We start from the raw sequence: 18,917 nt of genomic DNA, 5'->3' as shown, positions 1-18,917 counted from the left end.
CCTGAAATGGTCATATTGAGTAACGAAATTCCGCCTCTTTTTCCTCGCACGTTCGCGTCTGATTGCACAGGAGTGCCCGTTTACCGATAGTTTCGGAAATCGGAATACGGTCCCCTCTGTCGGCAATCGCTCGGAGAGACAATGATCGAGGGACAGGCATGAAATCGATTGGCATCGTACGCAGGGCTTTAGCGGGGAAAACTGCCTTGGCGATTGGACGGTTCTTTGGGGTTTCCGCATTGGCCTGCGCGTCAATGTTTAGTGCGTCCAGCGTCACCGCGAGTGAAGGAAGCTTTATTCGGGCTGTGGTCGCATCACCTCCACCGGCGGGGGCGCGGCAATTGTGCAGACAATATGCGTGGGCGTGCTCTAATAAATCGTCAATTTCATTGACGAACCAGCAAGAGATGCAGATCGTCAAACGTGTCAATCGACAAGTCAATGCGACAACGCGAGAGGTCGCGGACCAGACGCAATACAGAACGGTTGAACGGTGGGCTTTGCCGACCTCGCGAGGTGGAGACTGCGAAGATTTTGCCCTGTTGAAGAAAAGGGACCTGATCCGAGCTGGCATCGACCCCAGCAAGCTTTTGATTGCGACTGTTTTGGATAGGCAAAGACAAGCCCATGCCGTGTTGGTTTATCGTTCGGCCGGTGGCGACTTGGTGTTGGACAATTTGACCAACCGAATAAAACCGTGGTCGGCGACACGCTATCTGTTTCTGAGGATGCAGGATCCGCGAAAACCAAGCGGCTGGGTCGGTGTTTACGGTCGAAGCTGATCAGGTAACTCAACGCACATGTTGATGTCTTGATCTAAAGAAAAAAGGGCGACTTGGAGGTCGCCCTTTGGTGTTTTCAGGAATGTAGCAGCAACCTCTGCGGCTGCCTGAACCTTGGATCAGTCGAACACGCCGCCTAGGCCCGCACCGCGCGAGTTGCCTCCGCCGCCGTTACGGTTGCTACCGCCCTGGCCGTTCCCGCCGAAAATATCAACGTTGTTATTCCCGCCGTAGCCATTGCCGTTCCCATTATTTCCGTTGTTATTCCCGCCGTTCCCGTTTCCGCCAGTGCCGCCACCGCCGGGGTTAAGTGTGCCCGACGTATTGTTGGTTTGGCCACCAGGGTTGGTGTCGTCGCCCTGTCCGGAACGGTTATTGCCGTTTCCGCCGCCGTTGCCGTTTCCGTTGTCGTCGCCGTCGCCATTGTCGCCGCCGTTACCATCGCCGTTGTCGTCGCCGTCGCCGTTGTCGTCGCCGTCGCCGTCGCCATTGTCGCCGCCGTTACCATCGCCGTTGTCGTCGCCGTCGCCGTTGCCGTTTCCGTTGTCGTCGCCGTCGCCATTGTCGCCGCCGTTACCATCGCCGTTGTCGTCGCCGTCGCCATTGTCGCCGCCGTTACCATCGCCGTTGTCGTCGCCGTCACCGTTGTCGCCGCCGTTACCATCGCCGTTGTCGTCGCCGTCACCGTTGTCGCCGCCGTTACCATCGCCGTTGTCGTCGCCGTCACCGTTATCGCCGCCGTTACCATCGCCGTTGTCGCCGCCGTTACCATTGCCGTTGTCGTCGCCGTCACCGTTACCATTGCCGTTGTCGTCGCCGTCACCGTTGTCGTCGCCGTTACCGTTACCGTCGTCGCCATTGTCGTCGCCGTTACCGTCGTCGCCTTCGTCGTCGCTGTCACCGCCCCCTCCAGGAGCGCCGCCACCTGGGGTGCCGCTGGTTGGAGTGACGCCTCCGCCTCCGGTAGATCCGCCGCCATTGCCACCGCCAGAGGAATTGGATCCGACCTGTGGACCTTCGTCATTAGCCGATCCGTCGCCGGACCGCTGTGACACGCCGATCGACGCTGTTGGAATGTCAGTCAATACTGCAGCAAATGCAGGACAGCTTTCCAATGTACGTGCAAGGATGTCCTCAAAGTCTGGGCGGCGCTGGATATAGCGCAGCATGCGCGCGTCCACGACTTGGCAATTACAAAGAGTTTCCGTCGACACAGATTGCCGTGCGGTACTGACCGTACACATTTCAGATGCTTGGGCTGCGCCTACTGTCGCAAATGGAAATGTCGCAGAAACGAATACAATAGATAACAAACGGGATTTTACGCGCATAGCGCCACTCCTTTAAACTCTTTAACACGTCACTGTTTGACACAGTGGTGACACACTTTGGCCACAAATACATCCATCCCTCGCCACATTTTCAAGATGTGTGGGTGAAAGAAAACAAAAATTAATTCACGCTTAGGTAGAAAGATTATTAAAAACAAATAAAAAGCCCACCTCTTTGGTGGGCTTTGTTAATGCGATTATCCCATTTCGGGGCGCAAAAATGTCACGGGCGCAATATTGTTTCCCGTGAGTGAACTGCGTCGCTTTTCTCTTTATGCAGACTTCGCCATGCGCTTACGCTCGTGCGGATCGAGGTAGCGTTTGCGCAGCCGAATGGCGTTTGGAGTAACCTCGACCAGCTCATCATCATCGATATAGGCAATCGCTTCTTCCAGCGAGAACTGAACATGCGGCGTCAGACGAACTGCATCGTCCGAGCCACTGGCGCGCACGTTGGTCAGCTTTTTGCCCTTCAGCGGGTTTACTTCCAGATCGTTGTCGCGGGAATGCTCACCGATGACCATGCCCTGATAGACATCGGTTTGCGGGGCCACGAACATGCGACCGCGCTCCTCGAGGTTCCACAGGGCATAGGCCACGGCTTGTCCGTTCTCCATCGAGATCAGAACGCCTGCGCGACGACCCGGAATTGGCCCCTTATGTGCGGCCCAACCGTAGAAAACGCGGTTCAGAACGCCGGTGCCGCGTGTATCGGTCAGGAATTCGCCGTGATAGCCAATCAGACCCCGTGACGGTACATGCGCGATGATGCGGGTCTTCCCGGCACCTGCGGGGCGCATTTCAACCAACTCACCCTTGCGCGCGCCGGTGACTTTTTCGATCACCGCGCCCGAGAACTCGTCGTCGACGTCAATGGTGACTTCTTCGATGGGTTCCATGCGCTGGCCGTCTTCCTCGCGGAACAGGACCTGCGGGCGCGAGATGCTGAGCTCGAACCCTTCGCGGCGCATGTTTTCGATCAGAACGCCCATCTGCAATTCGCCACGGCCTGCGACCTCGAAGGCTTCGCCGCCGGGGGTGTCGGTGATGCGGATGGCGACGTTTGATTCGGCCTCTTTCATCAGGCGGTCTCGGATGACGCGGGATTGGACCTTTTTGCCGTCGCGACCGGCCAGAGGCGAGTCGTTGATACCAAAGGTCACGGTGATGGTCGGCGGGTCGATCGGTTGCGCAGGCAGCGCTTCTTCCACCTGCGGGGAAACTAGCGAATCCGCAACGGTCGCCTTGCTCATCCCTGCAATGGTAACGATGTCACCAGCTTCGGCCACGTCGATGGGTTGTTGCGCCAGGCCGCGGAACGCGAGGATTTTCGAGGCGCGGAAGTTTTCGATCAGCGTACCGTCGCGCGACAACGCCTTAAGGCTGTCCCCGGCTTTCAGCGTGCCGCTTTCAACTCGGCCGGTTAGGATGCGGCCGATGAACGGGTCGCTGCCCAGCGTGGTTGCGAGCATACGGAACGGCTCGTCTTTCTTGTCTGCCTGTTTGGGGGCAGGGACGTGGTCGACAATCAGGTCGAACAGCGCGGTCAGGTCCTTGCGCGGACCGTCCAGCTCCATATCCGCCCAACCGGACCGGCCCGAGGCGTACATGGCAGGGAAATCCAACTGGTCGTCGTCGGCTCCGAGATTGGCGAACAGGTCGAAACACTCGTCCAGTGCCCGGTCGGGTTCAGCGTCGGGTTTGTCGACCTTATTCAGAACGACGATCGGGCGCAGGCCCAGTGCCAGCGCCTTGGAGGTCACGAACTTGGTCTGCGGCATCGGGCCTTCGGCGGCATCGACCAGCAGGACCACTCCGTCCACCATGCTGAGGATCCGCTCGACCTCACCACCGAAATCGGCGTGGCCGGGGGTGTCGACGATGTTGATCCGCGTGCCCTTCCACTCGACGCTGGTGGCCTTGGCGAGGATGGTGATCCCGCGCTCGCGCTCAAGATCGTTGCTGTCCATGGCGCGTTCCGCCACGGCCTGATTTTCCCGGAACGCGCCGGATTGTTTAAGCAGCTCATCCACCAGGGTCGTCTTGCCGTGGTCCACGTGAGCGATGATTGCGATATTGCGCAGGTCCATGAGGTCAGCCTTTGAACGGGAAGTTGCCGCGCGCATAACGCGGATTGACCAAATAGACCAGCCCTAACCGGCGGTCAGTGGCCTGCGGTCTTTGAAAACAGGTGAATGACAAGGATTCCAGTCAGGATCATGGTCAGGCCAAGAACGGCTGGCCAGTCCAACCTTTGCCCAAAAACGATGAACCCGATGATCGCGATCAGAAAAATGCCAAGGCCGGACCAGATCGCATAGACGATTCCAACGGGCATGTATTTCAGCGTCAGACCCAGTAGGTAGAAGGCGATGCCGTAAGACACAACGACAAGCACTGATGGCCAGAATCGGCTGAATTGCTGGCTGGCTTGCAAGGAAGTCGTGCCAACAGTCTCAGCAATAACTGCCAGAAGTAGAATCAAATACGCTTTGGGCACGGCAGGTCTCGCGTCGATTGTAAGTCACTTTGTTGAGCACGGAACTTTGCGCCACTGCAAGAGGTTTTTGCAAGACCGGCAATCTTGCCTCCGCCGGCGGAATGTGACGCGGTGAGGGTCTGGTTTACCTTACTGTTTATTAAAGAAAATATGTGGCACTAGACCCATGTTTGTTAGTTTTATTTTGCGAGTATTTTTATGACGAAGTTTGCAATTTCCGTCATCGCTGTATCGGCTTTGATTGTGGCGCTGGGGTGGCTAGCTGACGGGGGGTCCGTCAAGAATAGTGTGGCCAGGAATGTTGAATGGTTGAGTGGTACTGAAACCTAGCGTCTGCCGTTTGCGGGAAAAAAGGGGCGTTGCAGCCCCTTTTTTTCGTCAGTGGCTCAGGTTTTCCGAGAAATACCGGTCCAACTGCGGCCGCAGCCATGACCACAGCCGCGGGGCACCCCGTGAGATAGGTGTGCCAACACGCGTTTCGATTTGGGTAAAGGTCACGTTATAGTCCACCCATGAGCCGCCACCGGTTTCTAGGTTTCCGATCGGTGTCTGAAACCGGTCAATCGCCTTGGCAAAACGCGCATCAGGCGTTTCAGCGGCCTCGAACTCCTGCCAAAGCGAGTAAAACATTTGATCCTGGTCCGACGGGAGCAGTCCGAACAATCGGGTCGCCGCAGCCTGTTCCTCGGCTTCTTGTGCGGCATGGTCAACATGGCCGTGAATCGGGTGATCTCCGGCATCTATTTCGACGATGTCATGCAGCAAAAGCATTTTGAGGACGCGGTGGATTGAAACATTCGGGTCGGCATACTCGGATAATACCCACGCAAACAGCATGATATGCCATGAGTGCTCGGCGGAGTTCTCGAACCGCGTGCCAGACAAAAGCCGTGATGCCCGTGAAACGGATTTGAGCTGGTCGGATTCGGCCAGAAAAGGAAGACGCCTAGCGAACGGCGTGTCTTGGCTAGCCGTTTTTTCAAGCATCGCACGGGCAAGCCGGAACGCGTCGGGGAAGTCAGTTTCCAGATAAGCTGCACGTCCGCCGCTCAGGTTGTCGCGGACAACATCCAAGTGATCAGAACGCGGGTCAGGCGCACACAGCACCTGGAACATGGGCTGGCACCGGTCGAGGATTTTGGCGAACCGGGCGTCGGCAGATGAGTCCGCCTCAAACTCTTGCCATAGCGACAGGAATTCCTGCGATTGGTCGTCCGGGAGCAGCCCGAATAACTCTGCCGCCGCCGCGCGTTCCGCGCGTTCAACGGCCTGCCAATCCGTCGCAAGGTGGATCGGGTGATCTCCTACGATGATCTCGACCAGATCATGCAGCAAAAGCATACGGATGACTCGGTCTATATTGACGTCATCACCAGCCAAGGGCTCCATGACCAAGGCCCAAAGAGCCAGTTGCCAGCTATGCTCTGCCGCATTTTCCGGGCGGGACTGATCCAACAAGGCGTTGGCGCGATCAACCGATTTCAGTTTGTCCGCGCATTTAAGGAATTGGACTTGCGCGGACAGTCTCTCAGTCATTGTTTTTCAATCGCCTTTATTTTCTTGCGATGTTCCGACAGACGTTGAATCACAAACTGACGTGCCTTGCGTTCCGCCAGCCGCACCCGAATCTCGGTCAGAAACGCCTCCTCCAGCGTTTGAGAGGATGCGCCAAGCAATTCACCAACCTCGACAAAAAAACGGTCTTCACCGGTTTCGTCCATGACTTTCAACGTATCCTCGGCCAGTTTCGCCGCGAGGGTGTTGAGGGAATCGGACATCAGCGCGTGGTCTCGGTTAGTCGGCGTTTCACATAGTCACTGACATCGGTGATCAGAGTGTCCATGTGGCGATCCTGGAAGAAGTGGTCAGCGCCCTCAACCTCGTTATGGGTGATGGTGATGCCCTTTTGCTCGTGCAGCTTGTTGACCAGCGCTGTCGTGTCCGCAGGTGGTGCGACTCGGTCTGCCGAGCCATTGATGATCAGGCCGGACGACGGGCAGGGGGCCAGGAACGAGAAGTCGTACATATTGGCCGGGGGCGAAACGCTGATAAAGCCGGTGATTTCGGGGCGGCGCATCAGCAGTTGCATGCCAATCCACGCACCGAACGAGAAACCGGCAACCCAACAGTGTTTCGAGTTGTTGTTCATCGACTGCAGATAATCCAGAGCCGAGGCAGCATCGCTTAGCTCACCAACACCCTGATCATATTCGCCTTGGCTGCGGCCCACACCACGGAAGTTGAACCGCAGAACGGTGAAGCCCATGTTGTAGAACGCATAGTGAAGATTATAGACCACCTTGTTGTTCATGGTCCCGCCGAATTGAGGATGCGGGTGCAGCACGATGGCGATCGGTGCGTCTTTTTCCTTTTGCGGGTGGTAACGGCCTTCCAAGCGGCCTTCTGGTCCGGGAAAAATCACCTCGGGCATGTGTGCGTCGGTCCTGTCTTTTTCTTCTGGGGGCCCGGATATACTTGACGGTTATCGTCGGGCACCTTAGAACGGTTCTAATTGTGATGTGCGCTTGTGGGCGCTGTCAGTCGGAGATACGCACTGGCAGCGGCGGCGTCAATGTTTTCGCGTGTAACCTGCCAAGAGGGAAAGACAATGAAGCTGTCGACCAAGGGTCGTTACGCGATGGTAGCATTGGCCGATATCGCGCTTCAGCCGTCCAACGGGTTAGTAACACTTGGTGAAATCTCGGAAAGACAAGATATTTCTTTGCCGTATCTGGAACAACTGTTCGTCAAGTTGCGCCGCGCCGATCTTGTCTCGTCGGTTCGTGGTCCTGGCGGAGGCTACCGGCTTTCCCGACCAGCGGCAGAAATACGCGTTGTCGAAATTCTGGCCGCAGTTGATGAAACGGTTGATGCAATGCAAAAGGGGGCCGGAGCGTCTGGCGCCTCATCCGGCAGCCGTGCGCAATCCCTGACCAATCGCTTGTGGGAAGGTCTGAGCGCTCATGTCTACGTGTTTTTGCACCAGACCCGGCTTTCAGATGTCATAAAGAACGATCTTGCCCCGTGCCCCGCGGTTCCGAGCCTTTTCGCGGTTGTGGACGAATAAGATGGCGGTTCCTGTAATTGCGGCGAATGGACGATTTGCTGGCTCGGCAAAGGTGTATCCATGAGTCGTGTTTATCTTGACCACAACGCGACCTCTCCGCTGCGGCCCGAAGCGCGCGAAGCGATGATTGCCGCGATGGAGGTTTGCGGGAACCCATCATCGGTGCACGCGGAAGGTCGCGCAGCCAAGGCTCTTGTCGAACGGGCGAGGGCACAGATCGCGGCCGCGTTTGGTGCGGACGGTTCGGATATTGTTTTCACTTCGGGTTCAACAGAGGGCGCAGCGCTGGCACTGGAGGGTCGCGGTCTGAGCGGAGCAGGCATCGAACATGACGCCGTCCGAGCGTGGATAGAGGAAGATCTGGCTGTATCAGAAAGCGGTCTGGTCGAAGTCCCGGCCCCTCAGAAATCAACACTTCAACTTGCGAACTCGGAAACGGGGATCATTCAGTCGTTACCAGCGGGACTGGCGGTCACGGATGCGACTCAGGCTTTCGGCAAGTTGCCTGTCGCATTCAACTGGTTGGACACGCAAATGGCGCTGATTTCGGCGCACAAACTAGGTGGGCCAAAAGGAATCGGTGCCGTCGTGATGAAGCGGGGTACTGATTTGCCTGCGCGGATAAAGGGCGGCGGACAGGAAATGGGGCGTCGCTCGGGAACGGAAAACGTCATTGGAATCGCCGGGTTTGGCGCTGCGGCCGAGGCCGCCGCGCGCGATTTGGCCAATGGTGTTTGGGAGCGGGTCAAAGAATTTAGAAATATTCTAGAAAAGACCCTTGAGGCTGGTTCTAAATCTACTATTTTTGTCGGAAAAGGTCAGGAGCGCCTGCCCAATACCCTTTGTTTCGCGACTCCTGGTTGGAAAGGCGAAACTCAGGTCATGCAGATGGATTTGGCAGGATTTGCGGTTAGCGCGGGCTCGGCCTGTTCCAGCGGCAAAGTTCGGGCAAGCGCGGTTTTGACTGCAATGGGATTTGATGAGGCAACGGCGGCCAGCGCAATTCGCGTATCGCTTGGCCCTCATACGAGTGAAGAAGATGTGCTGCGTTTCGCGGAAACGTGGCTGGAAAAAGAGAAAAAGCATCGCGCGCGTGCCGCGTGATCTGACGGAGGGTGTCTTATGGCCGCTTTGGACCAGACCCAGGTAAAAGAAGGTGTCGATCAGGAAACCGTGGATGCGGTGCGTGAGGTCGGAACCTATAAATACGGTTGGGATACCGATATCGAGATGGAATATGCGCCCAAGGGCGTGAACCCGGATATCGTCCGTCTGATCTCGGAAAAGAACGAAGAGCCCGAGTGGATGACCGAATGGCGTCTGGCCGCGTTCGAGCGCTGGACCCAGATTGAAGAGCCGAACTGGGCGATGGTCAACTATCCTAAGATCGACTTTCAGGACCAGTATTATTATGCCCGTCCCAAGTCGATGGAAGAAAAGCCGAAGTCCTTGGACGAGGTCGACCCGAAACTGCTGGCCACTTATGAAAAGCTGGGCATTCCGCTGAAAGAGCAGATGATTCTGGCAGGCGTCGAGGGGGCCGAAGATGCGCCCGCCGAAGGCCGCAAAGTCGCTGTGGATGCCGTGTTTGACTCGGTCTCAGTCGGCACGACTTTCCAGGCTGAATTGAAGAAGGCCGGTGTGATCTTCTGCTCGATTTCCGAGGCGATCCGTGAACATCCAGAACTGGTCAAAAAATACCTTGGGTCGGTGGTTCCGGTCTCGGACAACTTCTATGCCACGCTGAACTCGGCCGTGTTCTCGGATGGATCGTTCGTTTACATCCCGCCGGGTGTGCGCTGCCCGATGGAGCTGAGCACCTATTTCCGCATCAACGCGGAAAACACCGGTCAGTTTGAGCGCACTCTGATCATCGCCGACAAGGGTTCGTATGTGTCTTACCTTGAGGGCTGCACCGCACCCCAGCGCGATACTGCGCAACTGCATGCCGCTGTGGTCGAGATCATCATCGAAGAAGACGCTGAGGTGAAATACTCGACCGTTCAGAACTGGTTCCCCGGGGATGAGAATGGCAAGGGCGGTATCTACAACTTTGTGACCAAACGCGCCGATTGCCGGGGCGACCGGTCCAAGGTGATGTGGACGCAGGTTGAGACCGGTTCGGCCGTGACATGGAAATACCCGTCCTGCATCCTGCGCGGTGAGGAAAGCCAGGGTGAGTTCTATTCGATCGCGATCACGAACAACTACCAGCAGGCCGATACCGGCACTAAGATGGTTCACCTTGGCAAGAACACCAAGTCGCGGATCGTGTCCAAGGGCATCAGCGCGGGTAAGGCGCAGAATACGTACCGTGGGCTGGTCTCGATGCATCCCAAGGCCAAGAACAGCCGGAACTACACCCAGTGTGACAGCCTGCTGATTGGCGACAAATGTGGGGCGCATACTGTGCCGTATATCGAGGTCAAGAACAACTCGAGCCGTGTTGAGCACGAGGCGACGACATCGAAGGTGGATGACGATCAGCTGTTCTATTGCCGTCAGCGCGGCATGGATGAGGAAGAAGCCGTGGCGCTGGTCGTCAACGGGTTCTGCAAGGACGTCCTGCAGGCATTGCCGATGGAGTTTGCAATGGAAGCGCAGCAGCTTGTTGCGATCAGCCTCGAAGGGTCTGTCGGGTAATCCCGAACTCTCTCTCTTGAATTCAGAACATATCGGGGCCGGGTGGTCCCTTGCGATACGCTAAAGGGTCAAAAAATGCTGGAAATCAAAAACCTGCACGTGAAACTCGAGGAAGAAGAAAAGCAAATCCTCAAAGGCGTCGACCTGACCGTCGAGGCAGGAAAAGTGCACGCGATCATGGGGCCAAACGGCTCGGGTAAATCGACGCTCAGCTATGTGCTGTCGGGCCGCGACGGGTACGAAGTCACCGATGGCTCGGCAACTCTGGATGGTGAAGACCTTTTGGAGATGGAGCCCGAGGAACGCGCCGCTGCCGGTGTCTTTTTGGCCTTCCAATATCCGGTTGAAATTCCCGGTGTAGGCAACATGACCTTCCTGCGCACCGCTGTGAACGCGCAGCGCAAGGCGCGCGGTGAGGATGAGCTGTCGGCGGCTGACTTTCTGAAAGAGGTTCGTGCCAAGGCGAAATCCCTGAAGATTGACGCGGACATGCTGAAACGCCCCGTTAATGTCGGCTTCTCGGGCGGTGAGAAAAAGCGTAACGAGATCCTTCAGATGGCGATGCTAGAACCCAAGATGTGCATCCTGGATGAAACGGATTCGGGTCTGGACGTCGACGCGATGAAACTGGTCGCAGAAGGCGTGAACGCCCTGCGGAATGAGGGGCGCGGCTTCCTCGTGATTACTCACTACCAGCGCCTGCTGGACCATATCAAACCGGATGTCGTTCACATTATGGCAGATGGCAAGATCGTCAAAACCGGCGGTCCTGATCTGGCGCTTGAAGTGGAAAACAACGGTTACGCTGACATTCTGGCCGAGGTGAACTGATGGCGCTGCCCGAAGTGAAACAAACCGCAACCGAGGCGCGGTTGGCCAATCTGGTTATGCCCGACGCAGGTTGCACGCGCGCCGCGCGCGAAGACGCGTTGGCGCGGGTATTGGAAATGGGTCTGCCCGGTCGCCGCGATGAGTATTGGAAATACACGCGCCCCGATACACTCACATCACCGGATGCACCCCGTGCGGCGTTGTTCCACCCGGATGAGGCGATGCTGTTTGATGAGCTGGATCGCTTGAAAATCGTGTTCGTCGACGGGGTGTTCAGCCCAGAGGAATCCGACGATCTGAGCCTTGAAGGTGTCACGATCGACAGGATCGAAGATATCTGCTGCAAAGATATTCATTGGGCCAAAGAACTGTACGGAGTGCTTGAGTCGCGCGGGCAGGTTCCGGTGCAGCGCCCTCTGGCTGCGCTGAACACCGCGTTTGCTGCTGATGGCATTGCGATTCACGTGACTGGAAAGCCATCCAAACCGATCAGTTTCGTCTATCGCCATGCGTCCGAAACCTCGGACGCAATGCTGCATCATGTCATTCGCGTTGAAAGCGGGGCAGAGGTGACGATTCTGGAAAACGGTCCAGCAGCCTCGCGTTTCAACAAATGCATGGAAATCGACATCGCTGATAGTGGCACATTGCACCATGTTCGCGCGCAGGGTCGTGACCATGAGCGCAGGGCGGCCACCCATATGTTTACCCGCTTGGGCAAGGAGTCGGTCTACAAGTCCTTTACTCTGACCGTGAACGGCGTGCTGACACGCAACGAGCAAGTGGTCGAGCTGACTGGTGATGACGCCGTGGCGCATGTGGCGGGTGCTTGTGTTGGTGATGGAGATTTCCACCACGACGACACTGTTTTTGTCACCCATGATGCTGTGAACTGCGAAAGCCGCCAGGTGTTCAAAAAGGTGCTGCGCAATGGCGCAACCGGCGTTTTCCAGGGCAAAATCCTTGTAAAAGAGGGTGCGCAGAAGACCGACGGGTATCAGATCAGTCAATCGTTGCTGTTGGACGATGACAGTCAGTTTCTCGCTAAACCCGAGCTTGAAATCTACGCCGACGACGTCGCGTGTTCGCATGGCTCGACTTCGGGCGCGATCGACGAGACGGCCCTTTTCTACCTGCGCTCGCGTGGAGTTCCGGTCAAGGACGCAACCAACATGTTGACGTTGGCGTTTCTGGCCGAGGCAGTAGACGAGATCGAGAACGAGGCTCTGGCCCAGGCAATCGTGGACCGGCTGGAAGGCTGGTTGTCGCGGCATAGCTGATGCCAGTAACGTCCGATATTGTGGCCACGTATCGGGGGCCGGGCCGTGTCGTGCGCCGGCTTCTCGAACTGGGGCAACGTGAGGATCGTGCGTTGGTCTTTGTCATGGCGTTCTGTGTCGTGGCCTTCATTGCGCAACTGCCCAGCTTGTCCCGGCGCGCGCATCTGGAAGGGCTCGAGCTGAATATGCTCATGGGCGGTGCGCTTTTGGGCACGGTGATTATCCTGCCTCTCTTTTTCTACCTGCTTGCATTTATATCCTACGGCGCGGCGCGTTTGGTTGGTGGGAAAGGTTCGGCTTATGGCGCGCGGGTCGCGTTGTTTTGGGCGCTCTTGTCGTCAACACCGTTGGTATTGCTGAATGGTCTGGTCGCAGGCTTCATTGGTCCGGGGCCGACACTTTCGGTCGTCGGTCTAATTTGGGTTGCAGTCTTCCTGTGGTTCTGGTTGTCCGGTTTAAGGCAAGCGCAGAGGTATCCTGAATGAAGGGCTTGTCGCTCAGCGAATTGGCGGTGCTGACGTTAACCAACCCGGCAGAAGCGGCCCGCAACCTGTTGGCCCTGCGCCCGGGTCGCGAGGTTTTGTGGTTGGGTTTTTTTCTGGCCGTTGTTCTGAACGGTCTTGTCCAACTTGGTATCGACCACTTTGTGCCGGTTCCCGAAGGCGAACCGGTTTTGCCACCCGAGCCTGTGCTAATGAATCTTGTCAGATCTGCAGGCGCAATGCTGTTGAGCATCGCTGCATTTCTGTTCATCGGGCGGCTAATGGGGGGCGTTGCTTCGTTTGACGACGTCATGATCCTGACGGTCTGGTTGCAGTACCTCCAAATCGTCGTTTTGCTGGTTACGCTTGTGGTGTCGCTGGTGCTGCCATTCCTGATGGTCATGTTTCTGTTGGCGACTGCGATAATCAGCCTTTACGTCACACTGCATTTCCTGAACGAAGCGCATAAGTTCGGGTCAATCTTGAAATCCTTTGGGGTAGTTGTGCTGTCTGCTTTGGTGGCCGTGCCCTTTGTCCTCGTGTTGAGCCCCGTATAGGGAAGAAGAACTATGTATGACGTGCAGAAAATCCGCGCTGACTTTCCCATCTTGTCCCGAGAGGTAAATGGAAAGCCGCTGACTTATCTGGATAACGGCGCCTCGGCACAGAAACCTCAGGTGGTAATCGACGCGGTAACGCGCGCCTACGCCGAGGAATACTCGAATGTCCACAGAGGTCTGCATTTCCTGTCAAATCTGGCCACTGAAAAATACGAGTCAGTCCGAGGCACCATAGCCCGCTTTCTGGGCGCGGCTGACGAGGATGAAATCGTCCTCAATTCGGGCACGACCGAGGGGATCAACCTCGTTGCCTATGGCTGGGCGATGCCACGTCTTGAGGCCGGGGATGAAATCGTCCTGAGCGTCATGGAGCATCACGCCAACATCGTTCCCTGGCATTTCCTGCGCGAGCGGCAGGGCGTTGTCCTTAAATGGGTCGACATTGACTCGGACGGAGGGCTGGACCCGCAGGCAGTGATTGATGCAATCGGACCAAAGACCAAGCTGGTTGCTGTAACGCAGTGTTCAAATGTTCTTGGAACTGTCGTTGATGTAAAGGCAATCACCCAAGGTGCCCACGCCAAGGGTGTTCCGGTTCTGGTGGACGGAAGCCAAGGCGCCGTGCACATGCCGGTGAACGTGCAGGACATCGGATGCGATTTCTATGCAATCACCGGGCATAAACTGTACGGCCCGTCCGGGTCAGGTGCGATCTACATCAAATCTGAACGCATGGCCGAGATGCGCCCCTTTATCGGCGGTGGCGACATGATCAAAGAGGTCAGCAAAGATCAGGTGATCTACAACGATCCGCCCATGAAGTTCGAGGCTGGTACCCCGGGCATTGTTCAGACCATCGGGCTGGGGGTTGCACTGGACTACATGATGGATTTGGGGATGGAGAACATTGCCGCGCATGAGGCAGGACTTCGCGACTACGCGTTCGAGAAATTGGCCGGCCTGAATTGGCTTCAGGTTCAGGGCACCCGACCAGACAAGGCTGCGATCTTCAGTTTCACGCTGGATGGGGCAGGTCATGCGCATGACGTTTCGACTATTCTCGACAAAAAAGGCGTCGCGGTTCGTGCAGGACATCATTGCGCCGGGCCGCTGATGGATTTCTTCGGCGTTACGGCAACTTGCCGCGCGAGCTTTGGTCTGTACAACACGACCGATGAAGTCGACACGCTGGTCGAAGCGCTAGAACTGGCGCATGATTTGTTCGCGTAAATGCGGGTCTTTCGGGGACGATTTGCAGTTGCACCCGGATCGGATCAAGGTTAGCTAACGACCAAGGCACCTGTAGCTCAGCTGGATAGAGCGCTGCCCTCCGAAGGCAGAGGCCAGAGGTTCGAATCCTCTCAGGTGCGCCATACAGTCCAAAAAAAGTATGTGCTAACAATACCTTACTTGGTTATTGCGCTCCGATTGGTGACACATTAGGTGACACATGTCGAAGAACTGGTTCAGATTTGGCTGTATAAGAATGACGATTCAACATGTGCAATGGCGTAACGGCACCGCCTTCTATCGTCGCAGAATACCTGCTGACCTTCAGAGGCACTACAAGGGTAAGCCCCAACTTTTCCAGTCCCTGAAAACCAAAGACCCATCTGAGGCAGTCAGAAGGTCGCAGGCTGAAACAAAGCGACTGGACAGAGAGTGGAGCCTTTTGAGGTCACGGGAAGGAACCGACCTTGAGGTCCGTGAAGAAGCCATGGGGATACTTCGCAAATACGATCTGGAACCGGGTCAAGCGACAGAGTACGCCAAACACGAGCTTGAACCGGATAAATTCATTGATGAACTCCTTGTTCAGTCACAGGACCGCTACGATCCCAACCCCGGCATCGTAAGGGAACGGCTACCAGATGGCCTGAGAATGGCTGCTGAGCTGTTCTATGCGGAAGGGGATGAACTGAACAAACTCACCTGCCCGAGCTTCTCAGAAGTGATCGACAAGCATCTGTATTTTCACCCTAAACGGGCATCGGACCCACAGTTTGTTCGTGCTGTCCAGAGGTTCATTAAGATCAACGGGGATATGCCGATTGATCAGTATCGAAGGTCACATGGGAACGCCTATGTGAAGGACCTGCTTGAGAGTGACGTTAAGAAGACAACGGTCAAAAGGTATCTGGCTCAGGTTAGCCCAGTCTTCAAGACAGCCATCATCGAACTTGAAGTATCCATGAGTAACCCTTTGAGTAGTCTAACAATACCGGAAACAGGAGAGGGTGATGAATCGAAAAAGAACCCGTTCACACTTGAGCAAATCATTAGCATTCAGAAACGGTGTATGGCGGTCGATGACGAACGCAGGTGGGTGGTCGCTGCCCTAAGCGATACTGGCGCTAGGTTGTCCGAAATAGCTGGATTGCTTCGGAGCGAGGTCTACCTGGATGACGAGGTTCCCTATGTTCACATCACGGCCAATCGTGTCAGAGATGTGAAAACCGATGGGTCTGATAGGAAGGTTCCTTTAGTGGGTGCGTCTCTGTGGGCCGTGAAACAGGCCATGGCTGCAACGGATGGCTATTACTTGTTTCCTGTTACCACAAGGAATGGTGACTATGACAGAAACTCAACGTCAGCAGCGTTGAATAAGTGGCTCACGGATCAGAAGCTACGAGGCGAGAAGCAAAGCTTACACAGCCTACGGCATTCCATGAAAGACCGTCTAAGGAACACGGGTTGCCCGAAAGACGTTCAGGACAGGATAGGGGGCTGGAAAACCCCCGGTGTTGGAGAAGGCTACGGTCTGGGACATGATCTGTCCGTTTTGCACGATCACATGACCAATATGCTCACAACTGAATCCGAAAAGGTTGTGAAGCAATCCACTATTCACACATAAAAAATCAAAACGACTGAGAGGGTGGACCGTAACTGCCGCCCAGCGCAATCCAGATCAGCCAGAAAAAAGCAGATGACTGAGACACAACCGGACCTTGATTTTCAAGTCCTTCTAGCCGCCCATATGGCTTCTCTGAAGATGATCCCGTTCTCAAAGGATGTGAGTGCTGTAGTCGATGACTTGTTGGATAAAACGGTGGCTTTCCAACTCGACAACGGGACCAGAGATAGACGGCCAAAAGTAAAGGACACCGAAACCCTAAAGTCCACCATTGGGGCGTTGCTTGGCGACCTCTTGGAGGCGTCTATGAACGAAGACGCAGAAGGTTGGTGTTGGCGGCTGAGCGACAGAGCGAAATTCAAAGGCTCCAGAGCCACCAGTCGACATTACGACGGTCTGTATCACACTTGGCCTTTGATGGGGCTTATGGAGGTCGCTCCGGGTTATAGCTTCTTGGATGATTTTGACGGTGAAAAGTACCGGCCCAAGAAGGCAACTCATGCAAGGGCTTCGCGTCTCAGAGCCACCCCACTTCTCCTGAGCAAGCTCACTGAACATGGAATCACCCCCGTGGGAATGTCTCTCCATTTCAAAAGGGATTGGAAGACGGAAGTTCCAATCTTGCTTCGAGCTAAGAAAATGCAAGGGCGGAAGAAGGGGGAGCGCCTTGAATACACCAAAACCGCTTTTACAGACAGGCTCGAACAGGAGGTAAGGGAGATTAACGAGTACCTTGCTGAATGGAAGTACAGTTTTGGTGCGCCTCCGGTCTTATTCCGCGTTTTCAATGACGGTAAGAAAAACGGCTACGAATGGGACAGAGGAGGAAGACTCAATACGGGCAAAGGTGGGTACCTTGGGCTTCCTAAAGCGGCTCGGAGTGACATTCAGATCAATCATGAAGACACTGTTCAGATTGACATTTCCGCCTGCCAGTTAACCATCCTGCATGGTTTGTTTGGTGTCGAGTTTAAATCTGGAACGGACCCTTACGCCATAGACGGGATGGATCGAGAAGAGGTTAAGGGCATTGTTAATCATATAGTCGGCTTGGGCAGGCTTCCTAAAGACGGAGGCAGCAGGGCCAGAGACAAAGTGATTGGCCAGTTTCCATTTCTCCGAAACCTAGAAGAACACGGCTACGATACTCTCAGTCTTCAGGCCATTGAATCGAATGTTATGTGCAGAACCCTTCTTACCCTTAAGCGTGAACACCATATACCCGCTCTTCAGGTATTTGACTGCCTGATTGTCCGCCAAAGAGACCTTCAGATTGCTAGGGATGTCTTTGGTCAGACCTTTTTTGATGAAGTAGGGGTCTGGCCTACATTGGAGATTGAGTAAGCTTAGATACTACCTAGGTGAGGGCTTACTTATTGGGGTTATCACCCCTACGAGTGGGGGCAATACCTAGGTAGTACCTTAGGGGCTTTGGTTTCCCTAGGTGACTTACATCCTAGTTGGTGTATATATGTACTACCTTCCCCTTCACTATGAACGCTAAGGGTTCGCTTTGATCCAGATGGTCCGGGTTCTGGAAGCCTTGTCGGTTGGATCGGTCTAAAGCAAATTGGACTCTCAGGAGCGTCTCTATCGGCCTCTCAGGTGGGCAACCCTATGAAAATGCACAGAGGTCCTCAATGGACTCCTCCGTGGCTCTCAGGGGTCTCTGAGATTCGGGCGTAATGGTGCCATTTCTAGCCTCAATGCTTCCGTTGGGTACTCAGTGTCATGAAATAGCTTTGCGTGGCGGTAGAGGCGCAATGAGGGGGATTTTAGCGGTCTATCAGGCTTCATGGGGCAGAAGGGATTAGCCTCAATCAAAAGAATAATAAGAACAATAATAAACCCCCTGTTTTTTGGAGTCGGTTTCTAAATCCCCCGCCCCCTCTTGGTGAGGCAGAAACAACCAGAAGGAATGACAGAGGCGTTGCAATGAAATGATTTGATCGTTTGTAACACCCACAACCAACATTGACGATTGCTTCACGATACGGTGTCACGCTCCAACGCTTTGGATATTATCAATAAAGCGGACCCAATAAGGAATGTTATGCCGACAAAACGACTGAACCAAAAAATTTGGCTTTTCAGGTCTTCCAGCTTCGACTGAAGTTGATCGTAGTAGACCGGCAAACCGTTGGACAAATCGATGTTGCCGAAGTCACTGCCGACGTTGCGGTTTAGCTCAGTGTCGTAGATGAGGTTGAATATCTTGCCCTGATTTTCAAGCAGTTCCAGAATGTATGAAGTAATCTCGCCGTTATAGAGTGGTTGCAAAAGGAAGAACTGGACAGCGAAGCTCAACAGTATCAGTCCACTACCAACTATTTCCAACCATTTGATCCGTTGCTTCATCAGTATGTCTTTCGATCCCGGTGGCTTATTTCTGAGGCATACTGATACTGAAAATCACTAACAGGTAAAGTTTCGACGCTTCAACTACTAGCTAAATTGGAAACCTTCAGCTTAGCGCATTCTGAGGTAAAGATTCTCAATAGGCCTTGCCCTTGTGGTGCAATCGAATTTGCTCGGCGTAATGTTTCAATAGAATGGTCATTGACATTTAGAGACAAATGTATCG

The 18,917-nt window shown here is 55.1% G+C and carries 18 protein-coding genes and 1 tRNA gene; 12 read left to right on the top strand and 7 right to left on the bottom strand.

From position 1 onward, the window contains the following. Window positions 1-158 precede the first annotated feature (158 nt). Complete coding sequence (locus ACR0LH_RS01070; protein WP_480719302.1) at window positions 159-782, top strand: transglutaminase-like cysteine peptidase; 624 nt, start codon at window positions 159-161, stop codon at window positions 780-782. A 119-nt stretch (window positions 783-901) separates the two neighbouring features. Here ACR0LH_RS01070 and ACR0LH_RS01065 read toward each other — a convergent pair whose 3' ends face one another. The 6 genes from ACR0LH_RS01065 to ACR0LH_RS01040 form a co-directional block, all read right to left on the bottom strand. After that, window positions 902-1,951 carry a hypothetical protein gene (locus ACR0LH_RS01065; RefSeq protein WP_480719301.1) on the bottom strand — a complete coding sequence of 350 codons (1,050 nt, stop codon included), beginning with the start codon at window positions 1,949-1,951 and terminating at the stop codon, window positions 902-904. A 434-nt stretch (window positions 1,952-2,385) separates the two neighbouring features. Then, a complete protein-coding gene (typA, locus tag ACR0LH_RS01060; protein WP_480719300.1) occupies window positions 2,386-4,203 on the bottom strand; it encodes a translational GTPase TypA in 1,818 nt (605 codons plus the stop codon). A gap of 74 nt (window positions 4,204-4,277) precedes the next feature. After that, window positions 4,278-4,613 carry an SMR family transporter gene (locus ACR0LH_RS01055; protein ID WP_170413098.1) on the bottom strand — a complete coding sequence of 112 codons (336 nt, stop codon included), beginning with the start codon at window positions 4,611-4,613 and terminating at the stop codon, window positions 4,278-4,280. A 378-nt stretch (window positions 4,614-4,991) separates the two neighbouring features. Next, a complete protein-coding gene (locus ACR0LH_RS01050) occupies window positions 4,992-6,149 on the bottom strand; it encodes an HD domain-containing protein (RefSeq protein WP_480719299.1) in 1,158 nt (385 codons plus the stop codon). After that, a complete protein-coding gene (locus ACR0LH_RS01045) occupies window positions 6,146-6,391 on the bottom strand; it encodes a hypothetical protein (protein WP_170389273.1) in 246 nt (81 codons plus the stop codon). Before ACR0LH_RS01045 ends, ACR0LH_RS01050 begins: the two co-directional genes overlap by 4 nt. Beyond that, on the bottom strand, window positions 6,391-7,044 hold the full coding sequence (locus ACR0LH_RS01040; RefSeq protein ID WP_170389274.1) for an alpha/beta hydrolase: 654 nt from the start codon (window positions 7,042-7,044) through the stop codon (window positions 6,391-6,393). The genes ACR0LH_RS01045 and ACR0LH_RS01040 overlap by 1 nt, the downstream gene beginning before the upstream one ends. A gap of 177 nt (window positions 7,045-7,221) precedes the next feature. Here ACR0LH_RS01040 and iscR point away from each other — a divergent pair, with 177 nt between their 5' ends. From iscR to ACR0LH_RS00985, 11 genes are all read left to right on the top strand, one after another. Further along, on the top strand, window positions 7,222-7,680 hold the full coding sequence (gene iscR, locus ACR0LH_RS01035; RefSeq protein ID WP_170485326.1) for a Fe-S cluster assembly transcriptional regulator IscR: 459 nt from the start codon (window positions 7,222-7,224) through the stop codon (window positions 7,678-7,680). Between the two features lie 60 nt (window positions 7,681-7,740). Beyond that, window positions 7,741-8,784 carry a cysteine desulfurase family protein gene (locus ACR0LH_RS01030; RefSeq protein WP_480719298.1) on the top strand — a complete coding sequence of 348 codons (1,044 nt, stop codon included), beginning with the start codon at window positions 7,741-7,743 and terminating at the stop codon, window positions 8,782-8,784. Window positions 8,785-8,802: 18 nt separating this feature from the next. Then, window positions 8,803-10,323: a Fe-S cluster assembly protein SufB gene (sufB, locus tag ACR0LH_RS01025; RefSeq protein WP_170413089.1), complete on the top strand. Its 1,521-nt coding sequence runs from the start codon at window positions 8,803-8,805 to the stop codon at window positions 10,321-10,323. Window positions 10,324-10,398: 75 nt separating this feature from the next. Continuing rightward, window positions 10,399-11,154, top strand: coding sequence for a Fe-S cluster assembly ATPase SufC (sufC, locus tag ACR0LH_RS01020; RefSeq protein ID WP_170389278.1), 756 nt, complete (start codon window positions 10,399-10,401; stop codon window positions 11,152-11,154). Next, window positions 11,154-12,434: a SufB/SufD family protein gene (locus ACR0LH_RS01015; RefSeq protein WP_480719297.1), complete on the top strand. Its 1,281-nt coding sequence runs from the start codon at window positions 11,154-11,156 to the stop codon at window positions 12,432-12,434. The genes sufC and ACR0LH_RS01015 overlap by 1 nt, the downstream gene beginning before the upstream one ends. Further along, window positions 12,434-12,919, top strand: a complete 486-nt coding sequence (locus ACR0LH_RS01010) for a YIP1 family protein (protein WP_170413083.1) — start codon at window positions 12,434-12,436, stop codon at window positions 12,917-12,919. The genes ACR0LH_RS01015 and ACR0LH_RS01010 overlap by 1 nt, the downstream gene beginning before the upstream one ends. After that, window positions 12,916-13,473 (top strand): YIP1 family protein, encoded by a 558-nt coding sequence (locus tag ACR0LH_RS01005; protein WP_480719296.1) that lies wholly within the window; start codon window positions 12,916-12,918, stop codon window positions 13,471-13,473. The genes ACR0LH_RS01010 and ACR0LH_RS01005 overlap by 4 nt, the downstream gene beginning before the upstream one ends. Window positions 13,474-13,485: 12 nt before the next feature. After that, the gene (locus tag ACR0LH_RS01000; protein ID WP_480719295.1) at window positions 13,486-14,706 is read left to right on the top strand and encodes a cysteine desulfurase; all 1,221 of its coding nucleotides are present in this window, start codon (window positions 13,486-13,488) and stop codon (window positions 14,704-14,706) included. A 66-nt stretch (window positions 14,707-14,772) separates the two neighbouring features. Continuing rightward, window positions 14,773-14,849: transfer RNA gene (locus tag ACR0LH_RS00995), tRNA-Arg, on the top strand. Window positions 14,850-14,926: 77 nt separating this feature from the next. After that, complete coding sequence (locus tag ACR0LH_RS00990) at window positions 14,927-16,333, top strand: DUF6538 domain-containing protein (protein WP_480719294.1); 1,407 nt, start codon at window positions 14,927-14,929, stop codon at window positions 16,331-16,333. A 72-nt stretch (window positions 16,334-16,405) separates the two neighbouring features. Then, the gene (locus ACR0LH_RS00985; RefSeq protein WP_480719293.1) at window positions 16,406-17,677 is read left to right on the top strand and encodes a hypothetical protein; all 1,272 of its coding nucleotides are present in this window, start codon (window positions 16,406-16,408) and stop codon (window positions 17,675-17,677) included. Between the two features lie 642 nt (window positions 17,678-18,319). Here ACR0LH_RS00985 and ACR0LH_RS00980 read toward each other — a convergent pair. Further along, the gene (locus tag ACR0LH_RS00980; RefSeq protein ID WP_480719292.1) at window positions 18,320-18,691 is read right to left on the bottom strand and encodes a hypothetical protein; all 372 of its coding nucleotides are present in this window, start codon (window positions 18,689-18,691) and stop codon (window positions 18,320-18,322) included. Between the last annotated feature and the right edge of the window lie 226 nt (window positions 18,692-18,917).

The sequence above is a fragment of the Ruegeria sp. CL6 genome (assembly GCF_056536465.1).
The sequence above is the reverse complement of the archived record's forward strand: the minus strand, read 5'-3'. Positions and strand labels throughout refer to the sequence as shown.